The 20,304-nt window shown below is 50.9% G+C and carries 17 protein-coding genes; 4 read left to right on the forward strand and 13 right to left on the reverse strand.

Going from position 1 to position 20,304, the window contains the following annotated elements; all coding sequences use genetic code 11:
- Window positions 1–67: 67 nt before the first annotated feature.
- The 4 genes from ABFV38_RS12550 to ABFV38_RS12565 form a co-directional block, all read right to left on the reverse strand.
- Complete coding sequence (locus ABFV38_RS12550) at window positions 68–853, reverse strand: hypothetical protein (protein ID WP_348957359.1); 786 nt, start codon at window positions 851–853, stop codon at window positions 68–70.
- 296 nt (window positions 854–1,149) lie between these two features.
- Window positions 1,150–3,282: a replication endonuclease gene (locus tag ABFV38_RS12555; RefSeq protein WP_348959421.1), complete on the reverse strand. Its 2,133-nt coding sequence runs from the start codon at window positions 3,280–3,282 to the stop codon at window positions 1,150–1,152.
- A gap of 187 nt (window positions 3,283–3,469) precedes the next feature.
- Window positions 3,470–4,105 carry a leucine efflux protein LeuE gene (leuE, locus tag ABFV38_RS12560; protein ID WP_348959422.1) on the reverse strand — a complete coding sequence of 212 codons (636 nt, stop codon included), beginning with the start codon at window positions 4,103–4,105 and terminating at the stop codon, window positions 3,470–3,472.
- Between the two features lie 111 nt (window positions 4,106–4,216).
- Window positions 4,217–4,390, reverse strand: coding sequence for a YciY family protein (locus ABFV38_RS12565; protein WP_021240326.1), 174 nt, complete (start codon window positions 4,388–4,390; stop codon window positions 4,217–4,219).
- A gap of 144 nt (window positions 4,391–4,534) precedes the next feature.
- Here ABFV38_RS12565 and cls point away from each other — a divergent pair, with 144 nt between their 5' ends.
- Window positions 4,535–5,995 carry a cardiolipin synthase gene (cls, locus tag ABFV38_RS12570; protein WP_348957360.1) on the forward strand — a complete coding sequence of 487 codons (1,461 nt, stop codon included), beginning with the start codon at window positions 4,535–4,537 and terminating at the stop codon, window positions 5,993–5,995.
- A 33-nt stretch (window positions 5,996–6,028) separates the two neighbouring features.
- On the forward strand, window positions 6,029–6,358 hold the full coding sequence (locus ABFV38_RS12575; RefSeq protein WP_006810881.1) for an HI1450 family dsDNA-mimic protein: 330 nt from the start codon (window positions 6,029–6,031) through the stop codon (window positions 6,356–6,358).
- Between the two features lie 31 nt (window positions 6,359–6,389).
- On the opposite strand, the gene ABFV38_RS12580 is transcribed toward ABFV38_RS12575, so the two are convergent.
- From ABFV38_RS12580 to ABFV38_RS12610, 7 genes are all read right to left on the reverse strand, one after another.
- Entirely contained in the window at window positions 6,390–7,259 is an 870-nt protein-coding gene (locus ABFV38_RS12580) for an ion transporter (protein ID WP_348957361.1), read from the reverse strand.
- 14 nt (window positions 7,260–7,273) lie between these two features.
- Window positions 7,274–8,278, reverse strand: a complete 1,005-nt coding sequence (oppF, locus tag ABFV38_RS12585) for a murein tripeptide/oligopeptide ABC transporter ATP-binding protein OppF (protein WP_348957362.1) — start codon at window positions 8,276–8,278, stop codon at window positions 7,274–7,276.
- Complete coding sequence (locus tag ABFV38_RS12590) at window positions 8,275–9,288, reverse strand: ABC transporter ATP-binding protein (protein ID WP_348957363.1); 1,014 nt, start codon at window positions 9,286–9,288, stop codon at window positions 8,275–8,277. Before ABFV38_RS12590 ends, oppF begins: the two co-directional genes overlap by 4 nt.
- Before the next feature lie 11 nt (window positions 9,289–9,299).
- Window positions 9,300–10,208, reverse strand: a complete 909-nt coding sequence (gene oppC / locus ABFV38_RS12595) for an oligopeptide ABC transporter permease OppC (RefSeq protein WP_008502787.1) — start codon at window positions 10,206–10,208, stop codon at window positions 9,300–9,302.
- 12 nt (window positions 10,209–10,220) lie between these two features.
- Window positions 10,221–11,141, reverse strand: coding sequence for an oligopeptide ABC transporter permease OppB (gene oppB / locus ABFV38_RS12600; protein ID WP_008502786.1), 921 nt, complete (start codon window positions 11,139–11,141; stop codon window positions 10,221–10,223).
- An 84-nt stretch (window positions 11,142–11,225) separates the two neighbouring features.
- A complete protein-coding gene (gene oppA, locus ABFV38_RS12605; RefSeq protein WP_008502785.1) occupies window positions 11,226–12,857 on the reverse strand; it encodes an oligopeptide ABC transporter substrate-binding protein OppA in 1,632 nt (543 codons plus the stop codon).
- A gap of 770 nt (window positions 12,858–13,627) precedes the next feature.
- On the reverse strand, window positions 13,628–14,275 hold the full coding sequence (locus tag ABFV38_RS12610; protein ID WP_008502784.1) for a YchE family NAAT transporter: 648 nt from the start codon (window positions 14,273–14,275) through the stop codon (window positions 13,628–13,630).
- Between the two features lie 478 nt (window positions 14,276–14,753).
- Here ABFV38_RS12610 and adhE point away from each other — a divergent pair, with 478 nt between their 5' ends.
- Window positions 14,754–17,432 (forward strand): bifunctional acetaldehyde-CoA/alcohol dehydrogenase, encoded by a 2,679-nt coding sequence (adhE, locus tag ABFV38_RS12615; protein WP_028013432.1) that lies wholly within the window; start codon window positions 14,754–14,756, stop codon window positions 17,430–17,432.
- A gap of 68 nt (window positions 17,433–17,500) precedes the next feature.
- Here the strand turns inward: adhE and tdk are convergent, their stop codons facing one another.
- The gene (gene tdk / locus ABFV38_RS12620) at window positions 17,501–18,115 is read right to left on the reverse strand and encodes a thymidine kinase (RefSeq protein WP_021240332.1); all 615 of its coding nucleotides are present in this window, start codon (window positions 18,113–18,115) and stop codon (window positions 17,501–17,503) included.
- A gap of 549 nt (window positions 18,116–18,664) precedes the next feature.
- Between tdk and hns the strand changes: the two genes are divergently transcribed.
- Window positions 18,665–19,078: a histone-like nucleoid-structuring protein H-NS gene (gene hns / locus ABFV38_RS12625; protein WP_008502781.1), complete on the forward strand. Its 414-nt coding sequence runs from the start codon at window positions 18,665–18,667 to the stop codon at window positions 19,076–19,078.
- A gap of 202 nt (window positions 19,079–19,280) precedes the next feature.
- Here hns and galU read toward each other — a convergent pair whose 3' ends face one another.
- Window positions 19,281–20,189, reverse strand: coding sequence for a UTP--glucose-1-phosphate uridylyltransferase GalU (gene galU / locus ABFV38_RS12630; RefSeq protein WP_008502780.1), 909 nt, complete (start codon window positions 20,187–20,189; stop codon window positions 19,281–19,283).
- Between the last annotated feature and the right edge of the window lie 115 nt (window positions 20,190–20,304).

The raw sequence follows: 20,304 nt of genomic DNA on the forward strand, positions 1-20,304 counted from the left end.
AAAAATTTATACCTGTTAACTGCATTATTTAAAAGTGAACAGGCATTAGGCTTTTTTCCACTTTATCTCATTTAATACCTTTATAGGTTGCATATGCGCTCATGAATGCAGCAAACGCTGACAGAAAAGTAGCGAAAAGCATCTTCTTCTGTATAGAAGCCGTTTCTCTATAACGCTCATTTTCTTTATTAGATGTGTTCAATGTATCCAACGCCTTGCCAGTAGGCTTATAGCTATTACCTAACTTTGATGCATCATTATTATAAACCAAATAATCAAGGCAAAGCCTAAGATCTTTTTTCATCTTTTCTTGGTCATCATGATAAATCCATAGGGCACCAGCCACTTCAGTCATTAGCGTAACTTCACTAATATAATCTTCTTTATCCAAACCACGATAAACTCGTAACAGCACACTTAGCACTGCAAGCGCATCTGTGATATCTTGCTTTTGCTGGCGATAAACAAATTTTGCTCGACTAAATTCTTTGTTACTACGATCAGCTACATATCGAAATTTCAGTTCAGAAAACCAACTCAATTCACGCAAGGATTTAAATCTTAACTCATGCCCATGATAATAGTATATACCAGAGAATGAGTCTTCACTTAATGAATCAATTTCTACAATATCTTTTGTCCAAAACATTTTCTTAGCATCATCCCAACGGAGAACTTTTAATTTCCCTTCCAAAAACTCCCGAAAAAGATATTGCTTGCCATCATTAGCCTTGATGTAAACTGAATACATGTCATATTTTATAGCATCTTCATATGAGAGACTTATCCCTCCCTTTTCCGGAGTTCTTTTTGAGTTAAATTTCTCAAGGTATTTATTGATATTAATTTTCATAAAACATTCTCAATCTAGGTTATTTTTGACTCCATATTACTCTTTAAGGGTTTTCCGAATCAAACAATAATGATTATTTTAACTCCTTATTCATCAGAACACGATCTTCCATGCACTTGAGGTAGTTAAAAACTGCCTAGAGGTACAGCGAATGGGCCTTATCTCTCTTTAGTAAAAAGACTGAGTTAACGCATAACTTCGATTAATCAGGCATAAAAAATATTTTTTTTAGATTTATTTCATATAGTTACGACTCATCAGTGCAATTTTTTACTCATGGATTTTAGTCATTCACCTCAGTCATCTTGCATTGAAAATCCCGGCCACCCATTAGCAGCCCCGTATTTGAATTTTTTATCGCCATAAATCACCGTTGCCCCACGCGCCAGCGCGTCGAGCTCCCACCGTTCCGGGGTAATGCCCTCCTGAGCTAAATTGAAACGAATTTTTGCGACGCGATCCCTTTCGGGCTTTGTCATCCTTGCTGATGGCGCTTGCTCGCTGGTTTTGAGCGGCGCATTGCTTCTTTGCTGCCGATATCTGCGCGGTGCGCCAGCCTTTAACGCCCCGTTAAGCACCTTCACGACGTCCGGCTCATTCCAGCCGATAACCCCGCGCTCAATCAGATTTAACACCGCTGCGGCTTGCTCAGACGGTGTGGGGGTCATAACTGGATCGCCACCGCCGGTGAGCTTTCCACAGTTATTGACAGGACTCCGAGGCGCGGCAGAGCCGCTTTTTAAGGTCAAAGACTCAACGGCCAAAATCTTTGGAACGATTCGCCATTCGGCTGTACGGGTTACATGGACACGGTCAGCCCCGAGATGAGGGGCATAAATACCGACCACCCTCTCGATATCTTCCTCGTACTCGTTAACCTCATCCGTCACCTTACGGGCGACCCTGACGGCCTGAGCATCACGCGGCATGTTTGCCCCACCCTGCGCGATGATGTACCGCTCAAAGTCACCCTCATCTGCTGCAGCTCGCGCGGCCTCGACCCTGTCGTCAAACTCGCAGGCAATACTCACCCCACGCGGCAGTTTGCGCAGTTCGCGGTAAGCGCCCATCGTTGGGAGACCAATCGGTTTAAACTGAGGGATACGCCATGTTGACGCCCATGCGGTGACGGCTGCGGCCGTATCTTTCAGAGGCTTGCCGGTCTCATTATCGAGCTGGCCGTCGAGCGCGTAACCGTCGATATTTTTTGCAATGTATTTAGCAATATAACCCGCCGCTCCGCCCTGATTAAGATGGCGTGACTCAAAGCGCTGTTTTGCCGCGCCCTTTTCGTGTCCGTCCTCTTTGAGGGCATAACGACGCATAATTTCGTTAATGGCTTTACGCTGACCGGGTTTGCAAAACAGCATCATGTGCCAGTGTGGCGTGCCGTCATGGTGCGGTTCGACAACGCGCATCCCGTAAACCTCTAAATCGTTATCTTTGAAAGCTGTACGCATCAGGCTCCAGATTCGGCATAGATAGCGCTGGCCGTCTTTGGGTGTGAATGCTGTTTCGTTCCAGCCGTGATTGAGCTGCACCGTTTTGCTTTCACCTTTGCCAACCTGACGGGTCGGGTGATACTTCGATGGCGTGGTCAGCGTGATAAACATCCCCACGTCACCAACGCTGGTCGCGTAGCGTTCAATCCCGTCGATAGTATTCATCAGCTCCATACGACGTATTTCAGGGTTCGAAATACTCCCGATGACCTTGCTTATGAGGTCAATACGTTCGCCGGTGATTTTGTTTTCCAGCTCGCAGGATTTCAGGTATTCGAGATTAGCCAGACGGCGCGCGTGAACATCTCGGATCGCCATTTTGCTTGCGTAAGGTGAACGGTCTTTGTTGACCTCACCGGCAGCGATGAGCAGCGCCTCGCGCCAGCGCATCCGCTGTGCTTTGAGCTGGTTGACCCACCACTCCTCTTTAATCAGTCGTGAAATAGCGGAAAATGCCATGCGGATCGTCATCTGACCCTTACGGTATTTTTTCCAGTACATCAGGGTGATGTTAAATGCGCGAGCAATACCGGCCAATTGCCCGTATAGGTGCGACTGAGCTTCATCGGTGAAAAGTGTATCTTTCCCGCCGTGAGCATCCGCCCAAGCGTCGCTTAACTCCTCGTATTTGCTCCAGAGCTGAGAGGCAATTCCGGCCGCAAATTTCCTGAGCTCTTTGTCATTCATATCTGGTAAGCGCGCATACTGGTCGCGCTCGGACAGAAAACCAATCGAGGCGGATTCATTCATCCCGCACAGCTCATTAACACGCTCAAGACACGGCAGCAGCTTGCGCTCAAACGTGTTTTTAAGGAAATACAGCCCACCCAAAGGGCTCTTTTTACGGCGGATGAAGTTATAACGCGATGTAAACAGCGTTTGCAGGAAAAACGGCAGACGGTCAATACGGTTTAAAACACCTTGCACCTGACGGAGTTCGGCACGTGTAACCCGTTGAAGGGTGCTAATGGTGGTCAGAGTGTCCACAATGTGTCCACACCCTAGCCTCTTTTTATGGCTTTTGGCTGCTAGTAGTAAAACGTGAAGCCTTGTCTGGCGCGGCTTCCCAGCTACGCCAGACATTAAAAAGGCTCCCTCCGGAGCCTTTCATCAATCAATGCAGCGACGCCAACCTCGCCGCAAACCCGACAAACAGCAGCCCTATCAGCCCATTCCCCAGCTTTGCCAGTTTCTTTTTCGTTTTGAGATAACGCGTGACAAACGCACCGGAGAAGATCAGGAAGCTCATGTACATGAAGCTGATTAACTCAAGCGTCGTCGCGAGAATAAGGAAAGAGGTGCCAGTGCTCTGTGCGTTCACGTCAATGAACTGAACGAAGAACGATACGTAGAACAGAATCGCTTTTGGATTCGTCAGGCTCAATACCAGCGAACGTTTCATGATCGCGCTGGCAGGCTCGGTACCGCTCTCCTGAGCGTGATTCTGCCGGGTAATGACCGACCAGAGCATTTTGCCGCCCAGCCACAGCAGATAGAAGGCGCCGAGATAGCGCACGATATTAAACAGTACCGGCGTGGTCTGGATTAATGCCGCGACGCCCGCCCAGGCCAGAAACATCAGTACCGCATCGCCGATAAATACGCCCGACGCGGCAAAATACCCTTTTTTAACGCCGTGTCCAATTCCGGTTTTAAGCACAAACAGGGTATTCGGCCCCGGTACGAGCACGATAAAAAACGCGCCAACAACATACGTCCAGAAATTCAGTACGCCAAACTCCGCAAACACTTCTTCTCCCTCCTTTTGCTCAACACAGCAGGAGTAGCGCTGCAAATACGCTACTCCTAAAAATCAGACTCTATAAAATCAGCGGGCACCATTACGGTGCCCTCATGGTACTCAGATATCCTGGACTGCGAACAGCAACGCGTTGCGATGCCGGGTCATTCCACATTTTCTGATGGCGTGAATACGCATATTGCGGCGGGATTGTGCTTCCAGCCAACGAGCCTTGCGACGACTCACCTGTCGCAACATGCGCCAGCGCCCTACTTCTGTTCTACTGCGCTTCATGTCTACAACTCTTTCTCTAACAGAGACGACATTATAAACCCATGCGGGCAGCAAACCAGCGCTTTTACCTGGCGTTTTTATTTGCCAGATGAATCCTGATGCGTACACTCATAACAATACGCTTTCAAAAGGATTTTTTTACCTATGACAACCTTCTACACCGTGGTGAGTTGGCTGGTCATTTTGGGATACTGGCTGTTAATCGCGGGTGTAACGTTACGCATCCTGATGAAGCGCAGAGCCGTACCCTCTGCCATGGCCTGGCTTCTGATCATCTACATCCTGCCGCTGGTGGGAATTATTGCCTATCTCTCTTTCGGTGAGCTTCATCTCGGCAAACGCCGCGCCGAGCGGGCCCGCGCCATGTGGCCCTCAACCGCAAAGTGGCTGAACGATCTGAAGGCCTGCAAGCATATCTTTGCCGAGGAGAACAGCAGCGTCGCCTCGTCACTGTTTAAGCTGTGCGAGCGCCGTCAGGGGATTGGTGGTGTTAAAGGCAATCAACTGCAGCTGCTGACCTCGTCCGACGACGTCATGCAGGCATTAATCCGCGATATCCAGCTGGCACGTCATAATATCGAGATGGTTTTTTATATCTGGCAGCCCGGCGGGATGGCTGATCAGGTCGCTGAATCGCTGATGGCCGCGGCGCGACGCGGTATTCACTGCCGTCTGATGCTTGACTCCGCAGGCAGCGTGGCATTTTTCCGTAGCCCATGGGCGGGCATGATGCGCAATGCCGGTATCGAAGTGGTTGAAGCGCTGAAGGTTAACCTGCTGCGCGTGTTTCTGCGCCGGATGGATCTCCGTCAGCATCGCAAAATGATCATGATCGATAACTATATTGCCTACACCGGCAGCATGAACATGGTTGATCCGCGCTTCTTCAAGCAGGACTCGGGCGTGGGCCAGTGGGTGGATTTGATGGCGCGAATGGAGGGGCCGATTGCCACCTCGATGGGCATCGTTTACTCCTGCGACTGGGAGATAGAAACCGGCAAACGCATTCTGCCGCCACCGCCGGACGCCAATATTATGCCGTTTGAAGAGGCCAGCGGTCACACCATTCATACCATTGCTTCCGGGCCGGGCTTCCCGGAGGATTTGATCCATCAGGCGCTGCTGACGGCGACGTACTCGGCGCGTGAATACCTGATCATGACGACGCCCTACTTTGTCCCCAGCGATGATCTCCTGCACGCGATCTGTACCGCGGCGCAGCGCGGCGTCGATGTGAGCATTATTTTGCCACGCAAAAATGACTCCCTTCTGGTGGGCTGGGCCAGCCGGGCATTCTTTAGCGAACTGCTGGCTGCAGGGGTGAAGATCTACCAGTTCGAAGGCGGATTGCTCCACACCAAAAGCGTGCTTGTCGACGGCGAGTTAAGCCTGGTGGGGACAGTGAACCTGGATATGCGCAGCCTGTGGCTCAACTTTGAAATCACGCTGGTTATTGATGATGCCGGATTTGGCGGCGATCTCGCGGCGGTGCAGGATGATTATATCTCCCGCTCGCGGCTGCTGGATGCCAGACTGTGGGTAAAACGTCCGCTGTGGCAGAGAATTGCCGAACGACTGTTTTACTTCTTTAGTCCGTTGCTGTAAAACGTGCCCAACGATGTTAAACAGGTAGTCATCATGGAAATGGATCTGAACAATCGCCTGACCGAAGACGAAACGCTCGAGCAGGCCTATGACATTTTTCTCGAACTGGCGGTTGATAACCTCGATCCCGCAGACGTGATCCTCTTTAATCTGCAGTTCGAAGAGCGCGGCGGTGCCGAACTGTTTGACCCTTCAGAAGACTGGGCTGAGCATGTGGATTTCGACCTGAACCCTGACTTCTTCGCCGAAGTGGTGATCGGGCTGGCCGATGAAGACGGTGGCGAGATTAACGATATTTTCGCCCGCGTCCTGCTCTGTCGAGAGAAAGACCACAAGCTGTGTCATATTCTCTGGCGCGAATAATAAAAAAGGCTGCGATTGCAGCCTTTTTTATTTACTCCGGCAACGCATTTCCGCAGCGGTTACAAAACCGCGCGTTAAGGTCATGTTCACCCTGGTGACATGCCGGACATTTGCGCTGCTGCTTGCGGCTCTGAAATGCGCTGCTCATATGCGTGGTAATAAGCCCGGTCGGAATAGCAATAACCGAATAGCCAATCAAAATCAGCACTGAGGCCACAATGCGGCCCAGCGGCGTATGGGGCGTTATATCACCGTACCCGACGGTCGTCACGGTCACTATCGCCCAATAAACGGACGCATTGAGCGTCGTGAAACCATATTTCGGCCCCTCTATCAAATACATCAGCGCGCCAAAAACGATCATGACGATGGCAATAAACGAGTAGAAGAGAATAAGCTGATGCCGCGCGCTGACGATAGCGCTCCAGAACACGCGCAGTGAGGGCATAAAGCGCAGTAATTTCAGAATTCGTAATACGCGAATAACGCGCATCGCTCGCCAGGCAAAGACATAGCTCAGGCTGATTTCCGGCCACAGCCACATGACGTAGAGCGGCAGAATGGTGGCTAAATCAATAAATCCCCAGAAGCTGAAAACATATCGGGCCGGGTTGGGCCAGGCCATTACTCTGAGCAGATATTCAGCGGTAAACACCAGGGTAATCGCCAGCTCAAGCCAGACAAAGACATGCCATTCGTCAAACGTCAGGTGGTATTGCGTCCCGGCGCCTGACTCAATAAAGATGACCACCACGCTGAGGAGCGCAAATAAACCGCAAAGACCTTCGAAGCGTCGCCCGGATACCGTTTCAGGATCGAATAAAACATGATAAAGCCGCCGACGGGCTGACGTGAATAAACGCGACACAGTGACCTCGCAAAATATAAGGGCTGACATCATGTCAGCCCTTGCGATTATAACGGGTCTACTTTCAGGCAGGAAACCGCATGTCGGAAACTGCCTTCCAGAACCGGTCGCGTTTTCGCACATTCCGGCCCGGCCATTGGGCAGCGCGTGCGGAAGACGCAGCCCGACGGCGGGTTAATCGGTGAAGGCAATTCCCCTTCCAGAAGCTGGATGGTCTTATTCTTTTCCAGATCGGGATCGGGGATCGGCACTGCCGACATCAGCGCTTTGGTGTACGGGTGCAGCGGATTGTGGTACACCTCGTCATAGGTGCCCAGCTCCACGGCGTGCCCCAGATACATCACCAGCACACGGTCAGAGATGTGTTTCACCACGGCCAGGTCATGCGCGATGAAGATCAGCGACAGCCCCATTTCGCGCTGCAGCTTCTGCAGCAGGTTAACCACCTGCGCCTGAATGGAGACGTCGAGCGCGGAAACCGGTTCATCACAGATAATCAGCTTCGGTTCGAGGATCAGGGCGCGCGCAATACCAATACGCTGACACTGACCGCCGGAGAACTCGTGCGGATAGCGGTTGATGAGGTTAGGCAACAGCCCGACTTTCAGCATCATCGCCTTAACGCGATCGCGCACTTCCTGACGGGACATCTTCGGATGATAGGTCCGCAGCGGCTCGGCAATAATCTCACCGATGGTCATACGCGGGTTTAACGACGCCAGCGGATCCTGGAAAATCATCTGGATATCGCTGCGCACGTCGCGCCACTCGTCGGGTTTCATGCCCAGCAGATCTTTACCCAGCCAAGCCACTTTGCCGTCGGTGGCTTTCACCAGACCGATAATGGCGCGCGCAAAGGTCGATTTACCGCAGCCGGACTCGCCCACCACGCCCAGGGTTTCCCCTTCATACAGGCGCAGCGTGACGCCGTCCACCGCTTTCAGGGTCTTCGACGGCTGCCAGAACCACTGTTTGCCGTCTTCGATGTCGAAATGCACCTTAAGGTCAGCAATCTCGAGCAACACATTGCGTTTTTCATCTAATGCGTTCATACCAGCTCCTCCTGCGGCTTAAAGCAGGCGCGCAGGCGGCCTGGTGCAAACTCTTCCAGCGGCGGTGCGCTGTTGCAGATTTCCATCGCGTGCGGGCAGCGCGGCTGGAACGGACAGCCTTTCGGCAGGCGCAGCAGGTTTGGCGGGTTGCCTGGAATGGTGAGCAGGGACTCCCCTTCCGCATCGAGACGCGGTACCGCGTTCAGCAGGCCAATCGAGTAAGGATGAGCAGGCTGATAGAATACGTCACGCGCTTTGCCGTATTCCATGGTACGGCCGGCATACATCACCAGCACTTTGTCACAGATGCCCGCCACCACGCCCAGGTCGTGGGTGATCATGATAATCGCCGTGTTGAACTCACGCTTCAGCTCGTTCAGCAGGGTCATGATTTGTGCCTGAACGGTAACGTCCAGCGCGGTGGTCGGTTCGTCGGCAATCAGCAGTTTTGGCCGGCACAGCAGCGCCATCGCAATCATCACGCGCTGACGCATACCGCCAGAGAACTCGTGCGGGAACATACGCATGCGCTTGCGCGCTTCCGGCATTTTCACCGCATCGAGCATTTTGACGGACTCTTCAAAGGCTTCGGCTTTGCCCAGACCTTTGTGCAGCATCAGGACTTCCATCAGCTGCTCACCGACGCGCATATACGGGTTCAGCGAGGTCATCGGATCCTGGAAAATCATCGAGATCTGCTCGGCGCGCAGCTTGTTCAGCTCGTGCTCCGGCAGGTTGAGGATTTCGCGACCGTTGAATTTTGCGGAACCGCCAATCACACCGTTAGCGGCCAGCAGGCCCATTAGCGCAAAGGCGGTTTGGGATTTCCCGGATCCGGATTCACCCACGATGCCGAGCGTTTCGCCCGCGCGCAGGTTGAAGTTGAGATCGTTCACGGCGGTCACATCCCCGTCCGGGGTCTTAAAGGTGACGCGAAGATCTTTTACGTCCAGCAGAAGGTCGCTCCGCTGCTGCGCCTGTGGCGTGGTTGCCGTTTCAATCATTGTCATGACGGCGCTCCTTAACGGTCTTTCGGGTCGAGGGCATCACGCAGGCCATCGCCGATAAAGTTAAAACAAAACAGGGTAACGACCAGGAAACCCGCCGGGTATAACAGCAGCCACGGTGATACTTCCATTGAGTTTGCACCGTCACTCAGCAGCGCGCCCCAGCTGCTCAGCGGCTCTTGCGTACCCAGACCGAGGAAGCTCAGGAAGGATTCAAACAGGATCATGCTTGGCACCAGCAGTGAGGCATAGACCACCACCACGCCCAGCACGTTAGGAACGATATGGCGAACCACGATATTCCCGGTAGAGACACCGCCGACCTGCGCGGCTTCGATAAACTCTTTGCGTTTGAGGCTCAGCGTCTGGCCGCGAACAATACGCGCCATATCCAGCCATGACACCATCCCGATGGCCACGAAGATCAACAGGATATTCTGACCAAAGAAGGTCACCAGCAGGATGACGAAGAACATAAACGGGAAGGAGTTCAGGATTTCCAGCAGACGCATCATCACCGAGTCCACTTTGCCGCCAAGGTAGCCGGACAGTGAGCCGTAGAGCGTCCCCACGATCACCGCCACCAGCGCGGCAGCAATCCCGACCATCAGCGAGATACGCCCCCCGATAGCGACACGCACCAGCAGATCGCGTCCGGAAGAGTCCGTGCCGAAATAGTGGCCAGACTCCATATCCGGCGCGCTGGACATCATGCCCCAGTCGGTGTCGAAATAGGTAAATTGCGACAGCATCGGCGCCAGGGTCACAAACAGTGCGATGATCACCAGAACTACCAGACTCGCCACCGCCGCGCGGTTGTGCATAAAGCGACGACGCGCGTCCTGCCAGAGGCTACGACCTTCCACTTCCAGTTTTTCACTGAAGTTTTCCAGCGCCTCGCTGTTTTTCTTACTCAACATCATGGCGTGCTCCAGTTAGTAACGGATTTTCGGGTCGATGACGGCGTACAGAACATCGACGATTGCGTTAAAGAGAATGGTCAGCGCACCGACGAGAATGGTCAGGCTCAGTACCAGCGAATAGTCGCGGTTGAGCGCGCCATTAACAAACAGCTGACCAATGCCCGGCAGGCCGTAAATGGTTTCGATAACCATCGAGCCGGTGATGATCCCGACGAATGCCGGGCCCATGTAGGAGAGCACGGGCAACAGCGCCGGTTTAAGCGCGTGGCGGAAGATAATCCGACGCATCGGCAGCCCTTTCGCGCGCGCGGTACGAATGAAGTTCGAGTGCAGCACTTCGATCATTGAACCACGGGTGATACGCGCGATACTGGCGATGTACGCCAGAGATAATGCCACCATCGGCAAAATCATGAACTTGAGTGCCCCGCCGTTCCAGCCGCCGCCAGGCAGCCACTTCAGCGTAATGGCAAATATCATCACCAGTAATGGCGCGACAACGAAGCTGGGTATGACTACCCCGGTCATCGCCACCCCCATTACGGCATAATCCCATTTGGTATTTTGTCTGAGCGCGGCGATGACGCCAGCGGTGACCCCGAAAACGATCGCCAGAATGAATGCCGCAGCACCCAATTTCGCCGACACCGGGAAGCTGGACGCCACCAGGTCGTTAACGGAATAGTCTTTATATTTAAATGACGGTCCAAAATCACCGTGCGCCAGCTGCTTCAGGTAGTTGAAGTACTGGGTAGAGATAGGATCGTTTAAGTGGTATTTCGCTTCGATATTCGCCATGACTTCTGGCGGCAGCGTACGCTCACCGGTAAATGGACTTCCCGGCGCAAGGCGCATCATGAAGAAGGAAATCGTGATGAGAATAAATAGCGTTGGAATCGCTTCCAGACAGCGACGTAGGATAAATTTCAACATTGCCCGTACCTTCTGGCGTGTGCCTATATAATGTGACGTTGGTTAGACACCGTGGGGCGAGCATGCCCGCCCCACTCATTGCCATTAATGCTTGATAATATACAAGTTTTTAACGTAGATATTATCCATCGGGTCTTTACCGGTATATCCACCTACCCACGGCTTCACCAGACGGGCGTTAACGTAGTAGTAAACCGGAACGATCGCGGAATCTTTATCCAGCTGCTGCTCAGCTTTAGAGTACAGTTCAGTACGCTGTGCTTCGTCAGTGGTTTTCAGCGTGTCGGCGATCAGCTTGTCAAACGCCGGGCTCTTATAGTGCGCGGTGTTGTTTGAGCTGTCACTCAGCATGGTGTTCAGGAAGGAGGTCGGTTCGTTATAGTCCGCACACCAGCCAGCACGCGCCACGTCAAAGGTGCCCTGATGACGGCTGTCGAGGAAGGTCTTCCACTCCTGATTCTCCAGCTTCACGTTCGCGCCCAGGTTCTTTTTCCAGATCGAGGCAACGGCGATAGCCAGTTTTTTGTGCAGATCGGAGGTGTTGTACAGCAGGCTGAAGGTCAGCGGCTTATCCGCGGTATAGCCCGCTTCGGCCAGCAGTTTCTTCGCTTCTGCGTTACGCTGTTCCTGCGTCTGTTTGAACCAGTCTGGCTCGGTCAGTTTTGCGCCATCGGTGTATGGAGGGGTATAGCTGTATGCCGGCAGATCGCCCTGGTTTTTCACTTTGTTCACGATGATATCGCGATCCAGTGCCAGCTTCAGCGCAGTACGAACGCGTACGTCGGTGAACGGTGCTTTCTGGTTGTTAATTTCATAGTAGTAGGTGCACAGGTACGGGTCGACGTGAACTTCTTTAGGGATCTCTTTCTTCAGTTTCTGGAACAGTTCAATCGGCATGTTGTTATAGGTCATGTCGATTTCGCCGCTGCGGTAGCGGTTAACGTCAGTCACTTCGGACGAAATTGGCAGGTAGGTAACCTGATTAATCACGGTTTTCGCGTTGTCCCAGTATTGCGGGTTACGCTCAAGTACCATACGCTCGTTGACCACCCAGTCTTTCAGCTTGTAGGCACCGTTGGTCACGATATTGGCAGGCTGGGTCCATTTTTCACCAAATTTTTCCACGGCGGATTTTGGTACCGGGGAGACGGACGGGTGAACCAGCAACTTATAGAAGTACGGAACAGGTTCGCTCAACGTGACTTCGAAGGTATTGGCATCGATCGCCTTAACGCCCAGATCGGTGATCGGTTTTTTGCCCGCGATGATGTCATCAATATTGGCAATATGGCCATATTGCAGGTAGCTCGCATACGGAGAGGCGGTCGTTGGATTCGCCAGACGCTGCCAGCTATAAACGAAATCTTCAGCCGTCACCGGCGTACCGTCGGACCATTTCGCATCTTTACGCAGATGGAAGGTCCAGACTTTGAAATCTTTGTTTTCCCATTTTTCTGCCACGCCCGGTGCCGGGTGGCCGTCTACGTCCGTTACCAGCAGACCTTCGAACAGGTCGCGGTTGACGTTAGACTCAGGAACACCTTCAATTTTGTGCGGGTCGAGAGACTGAACTTCCGCACCGTTGTTACGCACCAGCGTCTGCTTCTCCGCCAGCTGAACACCTGCAGGAACGTCCGCAGCCATTGCAGCGTTTCCCGCGATTAGCGCAGTTAAAATCCCCGCCGCTACCAGATTTTTTTTTGTGATGATGGACATTGTGTTGGTACTCCACTCATTATAATGACTGGCCTTCGCCAGCTGTGTAATCCCCTGTTGGGGCCTGTACAGCGCAGGAGTTTTTTTTGCTGCTGTCAGGTTCTTCTTTTACTGCTTGCTATCACCGACTTTTTTATTACTGACCGCTCGTATGGCCGTCTTGCGTCGATTCTTTACAGGCCTCCCCTGTTTGAGGCCTGCGCTGGATTTCTGAGAAGAGAACTATATGAAAATAATTCTCATCTGATTGTTTTATGCTGCAAAATATTAGGCCGGAAAGTATCAAATGGCGTAAACGTGCGCCAATACATTTTGCAAATTTGTTAAGCAATTCTCTTTTACGGTGAGTACCGTATCGTTGAGGGCAGCCCTGCCAGACATCGAATATCAGTAAAACAACATGACATTCAACAGGATAGAGAAAATTTTCTCTACAAGCGCGTCGCTGCGCTATCATCGAGTGACTTTGTACAAAAATTTAACAACTGGTTATTATTTAGCACATTCGTCTAGGGGAATGTTGAAATTACTAATATCATTTCGGTTATCTCTCAGCAAGCCCAAGAGTATCATGTGAGTAAAATAACAGAGCGATCGAAGATTTTCTGTGCAGGCGGGTTGAGGCGGAATTAATAACCTATTGAAATACAAGCAATGAACATTATTAGTAGAATTTATTATGATATGTGAGCATTTCAACTTTAGTTATATGATTTGCTGATAATCACGTAAAAAAACGGAGCCGTCGCTCCGTCCTTTCATATGAAGTATTAATGCAATAAACCGGGGAAAATGCTTTTAATACCCGTGACGATGAATTCGATCCCTAACGCCATCAGCAACAGGCCCATGATACGCGTAATGACGTTGATGCCCGTTTGACCCAGCAAGCGTACCAGCCAGGGTGCCATGCGGAACACACCCCAACAGCAGAGCGCAAAAATGGCAATAGCCACTGAAAAGCCAATCAGGTGCATCAGGCTATGGTAACGCGTCCCCCAGACGATAGTTGAACTGATGGCACCCGGACCGGCCATCAGCGGTAAGGCCAGCGGCACTACGCCAATGCTTTCGCGAATAGCGGTTTCTGACTTCTCTTGTTTATTCTGCTTATCCTCGCCCAGCTTACCGCTGATCATGGACATGGCGATGGTCACCACCAGGATCCCGCCGGCAATACGGAAAGAATCAATGGAAATCCCGAACAGCTGAAGAATCGTGTCGCCGAGAAAAAGAGAGGTCAACAATATGATCGCTACCGACAGGTTAGCGGTGAGGTTGGTTTTGTTCCTGGCCGCCGCTGTCTGGTAACTCGTCATACTAATGAAGACAGGAATGATCCCCACCGGGTTGACCAGGGCAAACAAACCAATAAAAAATTTAAAATACGTTGGAAAATCAAAGAGCGTTTGGATCACGTTTTGCTCCGCTTATACACATGCCCTGGACTGACAATTTGTCGTGAGAAATCGCGCTGAAGATACCCTTTTTATCAGCATACTTCACTTGAAATCTGTACCAAAACGTTATCATTTCAGGATGTTAAACATATGTATAATCAATGATAGCGCCGCTTCCAATACTTACGTAATTATTTAACACTGGAAAAATCAGCACGAAATAACCCTGCTGAAAGGTATCAGCTTGGGGGAAAATTGACACAGATCATGATTTTCGTACTCAGAAGTGAGTAATCTTGGTTACACCCCCAGGGAGGTCACCTGACAAAAAGGGATGATGCTAAGGTAAGGCTCTTTTAGTAAATTAGTGTGCTGACGCAGAAAGTAACTCTTTGTTTTACTTTGTGTTACGCAAGTCGTATCGGCTCTGTCTATACTGTGTGACGTATCGAGCGCTGGTTTACTAAAAGAGTTTAAACATTATCAGGAGAGCATTATGGCTGTTACTAATATCGCTGAACTGAACGCCCTCGTCGAGCGCGTTAAAAAAGCCCAGCGTGAATATGCCAATTTCACCCAAGAACAGGTTGATAAAATCTTCCGCGCGGCCGCACTGGCTGCTGCAGATGCTCGAATCCCTCTCGCTAAAATGGCCGTTGCCGAATCCGGCATGGGTATCGTGGAAGATAAAGTGATTAAAAACCACTTCGCTTCCGAGTATATCTACAACGCCTATAAAGATGAGAAAACCTGTGGCGTGCTGTCCGAAGACGACACCTTCGGTACCATCACCATCGCTGAACCTATCGGCATCATCTGCGGTATTGTTCCGACCACTAACCCAACGTCTACTGCAATCTTCAAATCACTGATTAGCCTGAAGACCCGTAACGCAATCATCTTCTCTCCACACCCACGTGCGAAAGACGCGACTAACAAAGCTGCAGATATCGTCCTGCAAGCGGCTATCGCTGCGGGTGCACCAAAAGACCTGATCGGCTGGATCGACCAACCTTCTGTTGAGCTCTCCAACGCGCTGATGCATCACCCGGACATTAACCTGATTCTGGCGACCGGTGGTCCAGGCATGGTTAAAGCCGCATACAGCTCCGGTAAACCTGCTATCGGCGTGGGCGCGGGTAACACCCCTGTTGTTATCGATGAAACCGCTGATATCAAACGTGCTGTCGCGTCTGTGCTGATGTCTAAAACCTTCGATAACGGCGTGATCTGTGCATCTGAACAGTCTGTTGTGGTCGTGGATTCCGTATATGACGCGGTTCGCGAACGTTTCGCCAGCCACGGCGGCTACCTGCTGCAGGGCAAAGAGCTGAAAGCGGTTCAGGACATCATCCTGAAAAATGGCGCGCTGAACGCCGCTATCGTGGGTCAGCCAGCCTACAAAATTGCTGAACTCGCAGGCTTTACCGTTCCGGCAACAACCAAAATCCTGATTGGTGAAGTGAAAGTTGTTGACGAAAGCGAGCCGTTTGCTCACGAAAAACTGTCTCCTACGCTTGCCATGTACCGTGCGAAAGATTTCGAAGACGCGGTTGAGAAAGCAGAGAAGCTGGTTGCCATGGGCGGTATCGGTCACACCTCTTGTCTGTACACTGACCAGGACAACCAGCCAGAGCGTGTTGCTCACTTCGGTCAGATGATGAAAACTGCACGTATCCTGATCAACACCCCTGCTTCTCAGGGTGGTATCGGTGACCTGTACAACTTTAAACTCGCACCTTCCCTGACTCTGGGTTGTGGTTCCTGGGGTGGTAACTCCATCTCTGAAAACGTTGGTCCAAAACACCTGATCAACAAGAAAACCGTTGCTAAGCGAGCTGAAAACATGTTGTGGCACAAACTTCCGAAATCTATCTACTTCCGCCGTGGCTCTCTGCCAATCGCGCTGGATGAAGTGATTACTGATGGCCACAAACGTGCGCTCATCGTGACTGACCGTTTCCTGTTTAACAACGGCTACGCTGACCAGATCACCTCCGTGCTGAAAGCGGCTGGCGTCGAAACTGAAGTATTCTTCGAAGTTGAAGCTGACCCAACTCTGAGCGTCGTACGTAAAGGTGCTGAACTGGCTAACTCCTTCAAACCAGATGTGATTATCGCACTGGGTGGTGGTTCCCCAATGGACGCCGCGAAAATCATGTGGGTTATGTACGAGCATCCAGAAACGCACTTCGAAGAACTGGCGCTGCGCTTTATGGACATCCGTAAACGTATCTACAAGTTCCCGAAAATGGGCGTAAAAGCGAAAATGATCGCGGTCACCACCACTTCCGGTACCGGTTCAGAAGTTACGCCATTCGCGGTAGTAACCGACGATGCAACAGGTCAGAAATACCCACTGGCTGACTATGCGCTGACGCCAGACATGGCTATCGTTGATGCGAACCTGGTCATGGAGATGCCGAAGTCACTGTGTGCGTTCGGTGGTCTGGATGCGGTGACTCACGCCCTGGAAGCTTACGTTTCTGTGCTGGCGTCTGAGTTCTCAGACGGTCAGGCCCTGCAGGCTCTGAAACTGCTGAAAGAAAACCTGCCAGCGTCTTACAACGAAGGCTCTAAAAACCCTGTAGCACGTGAACGCGTTCACAGTGCAGCAACCATCGCCGGTATCGCGTTTGCCAACGCCTTCCTGGGTGTTTGCCACTCAATGGCGCACAAACTGGGCTCACAGTTCCACATTCCTCACGGTCTGGCGAACGCCCTGTTGATCAGCAACGTTATCCGTTATAACGCTAACGACAACCCAACCAAGCAGACAGCTTTCAGCCAGTACGACCGTCCACAAGCCCGTCGTCGCTATGCTGAAATCGCTGACCACCTTGGTCTGAGCGCACCGGGCGACCGCACTGCTGCGAAGATTGAGAAACTGCTGGCATGGCTGGAAAGCCTGAAGGCTGAACTGGGTATTCCTAAATCAATCCGTGAAGCGGGCGTACAGGAAGCTGACTTCCTCGCTCACGTAGACAAGCTGTCTGAAGATGCATTCGATGACCAGTGTACTGGTGCTAACCCGCGCTACCCACTGATCTCCGAGCTGAAACAGATTCTGCTGGATACCTACTACGGTCGTGAGTTCAAAGAAGGTGACGTTGCCGCTGTGAAAACAGAAGCCCCAGTCATCAAAGCTGACAAGAAAGCGAAGAAAAGCGCTTAATTGACAGCAGCAGATGAAAAACCCGCCTTAATGGCGGGTTTTTTTATGTCTGAATAATAAGACTGACGTTATTTTCTGTTGTCGTGCTGAATCGCCGTCAGCGAGCCTACAGACAACGCTTCTTTATAATGCTTACGGCAGACCGAAACATAGCGTTCATTGCCGCCTATCACCACCTGCTCGCCATCTGCATAAGGTTTCCCGGACTGGTCGAGACGAAGCACCATACTCGCTTTACGACCGCAGAAGCAGATCGTTTTCAGTTCGACAAGTTTATCCGACCAGGCGAGCAAATACTGGCTCCCTTCAAAAAGCTCCCCGCGGAAATCCGTACGCAGGCCGTAACAGAGCACGGGGATATCAAGCTCATCGACCACCTCTGACAGGGCATGGACCTGTTCACGCGTCAGAAACTGGCTCTCATCGACCAGTACGCAGTGAATAGGCTGTGCCGCATGTTCCGCACGAATGTCTTCAAACAGATCGGTTTTCGGGTTAAACAGCCTGGCTGGCGACGAGAGCCCTATTCTGGAGCTCACCTTCCCTGCGCCAAAGCGATCGTCAATTTCAGCCGTATAAACAACGGTACGCATCCCGCGTTCCTGGTAATTGTACGAGGATTGCAGCAGCGCGGTGGATTTCCCGGCATTCATTGCCGAATAGTAGAAATAAAGTTGTGCCATTGGCCGTAAAACCCTAATCAATGTGTAATATTCCCGATGAGTCATTGTACCATATTTTGTCCGGTCATCAGCGATGCAGCGCACAGAGGATGCGGTTCAGTGCCGCGTTCACTACCTTCTGCTTCTGAAAATAACCCGTTAAAACATGAAGTAAACCCATTCAGCCACGCCAATATGTTATAAGTTAAGCCAAACATAACACTTCTTTTTATAGTGGAATCCCGACCCTTTAAAATTCACTATTTATTAACTATTTCAGGCTTAACACCAGGGGTGAGAACTAATACAAAAGGCTGATATTTCTCCGCCGCAACTATAATTCCTGCGGGAAATGTCACAAAAAAAAGACGCAATCGACCGGGTTAAGCAGGTTCCGGTGATAACAACCGAGACAGCGGAGTGGTGGAATTTAAGTTAGCGTAATTAATAATAGCGGCATTATTTAGTATTTTTTGAATTCCTTACATTCCTGGCTATTGCACATCTGAATTTATGGCTCTATTATTAGGTCAACAAACCACCCCCCATTATAAGTTTGAGATTACTACAATGAGCGAAGCACTTAAAATTCTGAACAACATCCGTACTCTTCGTGCGCAGGCAAGAGAATGCACCCTTGAAACGCTTGAAGAAATGCTGGAAAAATTAGAAGTTGTAGTTAATGAACGTCGCGAAGAAGAAAGCGCTGCTGCGGCTGAAATCGAAGAACGTACTCGTAAACTGCAGCAATATCGTGAAATGCTGATTGCTGATGGTATCGATCCAAATGAATTGCTGAACAGCATGGCTGCCGCTAAAACCGGTACTAAAGCTAAGCGTGCTGCCCGTCCTGCTAAATATAGCTACGTTGATGAGAACGGCGAAACTAAAACCTGGACTGGCCAGGGTCGTACTCCTGCTGTTATCAAGAAAGCGATGGATGAGCAGGGTAAACAGCTGGACGACTTCCTGATCAAGGATTAATCGAGCCTCATTCAGAAAAATCCCGCATATTGCGGGATTTTTTTTAACCTAAATTTGTCACAAACATCCTCTTACACTCTGTCATAAAGCATTATTTAGCCATTTCATCGACTGTACTTTCAGACAGGTTTTCGGGAGTGTTATGGGCATAAAAAAACCGGTGGGCAGCGCCTCACCGGTTTCGAACATTTACAACCGTGGCTTATTTCTTAATACCTACGCTCTCTTTGAGCCAGGTTTTAAATTCTTCGCCAAGCGTATTGTGGCGGATACCATATTCAACAAACGCCTGCATATAACCGAGCTTATTACCGCAGTCATGGCTCTTACCTTTCATATGGTAGGCCTCAACGGTCTCTTTCTCGATCAGCATATCGATGGCATCCGTCAGCTGGATCTCATCACCCGCTCCTGGAGGCGTTTTAGCCAGCAGAGGCCAGATTTCAGCACTCAGGACATAGCGACCTACAACAGCAAGGTTTGAAGGCGCGACATCCGCTTTAGGCTTCTCTACGACGCCCACCATTGGCACACTCTCACCCGGCTCCAGGTTAACGCCTTTGCAGTCAACCACACCGTATGCCGTTACGTCTTCAACGGGCTCAACCATAATCTGGCTGCTGCCGGTTTCGTCGAAACGTTTGATCATTTCTGCCAAGTTATCCTGAGAAAGATCGGATTCGTATTCATCCAGAATAACGTCAGGCAGAATTACCGCTACAGGCTCATCACCCACGACAGGGTGCGCGCACATAACAGCGTGGCCCAGACCTTTAGCCAGCCCCTGACGAACCTGCATAATGGTGACGTGTGGAGGGCAAATAGACTGAACTTCTTCTAACAGCTGACGCTTAACACGTTTTTCCAGCATGGCTTCAAGTTCAAAGCTTGTATCGAAATGGTTTTCGATAGAGTTTTTAGATGAATGCGTAACCAGCACAATTTCAGTGATGCCGGCTGCGATACATTCATTCACGACATACTGGATTAATGGCTTATCAACCAGAGGCAGCATCTCTTTAGGAATCGCCTTAGTTGCTGGTAACATCCTGGTCCCCAATCCCGCTACCGGGATAACGGCCTTTCTGACTTTCGAATTTAGGGCAGCCATTCAAATTCTCCTGAGCTGTTCAAGTTTTGAACTTTTATGCAATAAATAACGCGTTGAGTATATCAGTCTCGCCCCGCAGTCCGGGTCTGAAAAGAACGCGTTGCCGATCAATTAG

The organism is Enterobacter cloacae complex sp. Mu1197 (genome assembly GCF_040059225.1).
In the GTDB taxonomy this organism is placed as follows: Bacteria; Pseudomonadota; Gammaproteobacteria; order Enterobacterales; family Enterobacteriaceae; genus Enterobacter; species Enterobacter quasiroggenkampii.

Bases quoted from the DNA above. Each gene is read 5' to 3' on its own strand.
- ABFV38_RS12550 (WP_348957359.1), bottom strand. From the start codon at position 853: ATGAAAATTAATATCAATAAATACCTTGAGAAATTTAACTCAAAAAGA.
- oppC (WP_008502787.1), bottom strand. From the start codon at position 10,208: ATGATGTTGAGTAAGAAAAACAGCGAGGCGCTGGAAAACTTCAGTGAA.
- oppA (WP_008502785.1), bottom strand. From the start codon at position 12,857: ATGTCCATCATCACAAAAAAAAATCTGGTAGCGGCGGGGATTTTAACT.
- tdk (WP_021240332.1), bottom strand. From the start codon at position 18,115: ATGGCACAACTTTATTTCTACTATTCGGCAATGAATGCCGGGAAATCC.
- ABFV38_RS12565 (WP_021240326.1), bottom strand. From the start codon at position 4,390: ATGAAGCGCAGTAGAACAGAAGTAGGGCGCTGGCGCATGTTGCGACAG.
- ABFV38_RS12590 (WP_348957363.1), bottom strand. From the start codon at position 9,288: ATGACAATGATTGAAACGGCAACCACGCCACAGGCGCAGCAGCGGAGC.
- ABFV38_RS12580 (WP_348957361.1), bottom strand. From the start codon at position 7,259: ATGATGTCAGCCCTTATATTTTGCGAGGTCACTGTGTCGCGTTTATTC.
- galU (WP_008502780.1), bottom strand. From the start codon at position 20,189: ATGGCTGCCCTAAATTCGAAAGTCAGAAAGGCCGTTATCCCGGTAGCG.
- hns (WP_008502781.1), top strand. From the start codon at position 18,665: ATGAGCGAAGCACTTAAAATTCTGAACAACATCCGTACTCTTCGTGCG.
- ABFV38_RS12575 (WP_006810881.1), top strand. From the start codon at position 6,029: ATGGAAATGGATCTGAACAATCGCCTGACCGAAGACGAAACGCTCGAG.
- cls (WP_348957360.1), top strand. From the start codon at position 4,535: ATGACAACCTTCTACACCGTGGTGAGTTGGCTGGTCATTTTGGGATAC.
- oppF (WP_348957362.1), bottom strand. From the start codon at position 8,278: ATGAACGCATTAGATGAAAAACGCAATGTGTTGCTCGAGATTGCTGAC.
- adhE (WP_028013432.1), top strand. From the start codon at position 14,754: ATGGCTGTTACTAATATCGCTGAACTGAACGCCCTCGTCGAGCGCGTT.
- oppB (WP_008502786.1), bottom strand. From the start codon at position 11,141: ATGTTGAAATTTATCCTACGTCGCTGTCTGGAAGCGATTCCAACGCTA.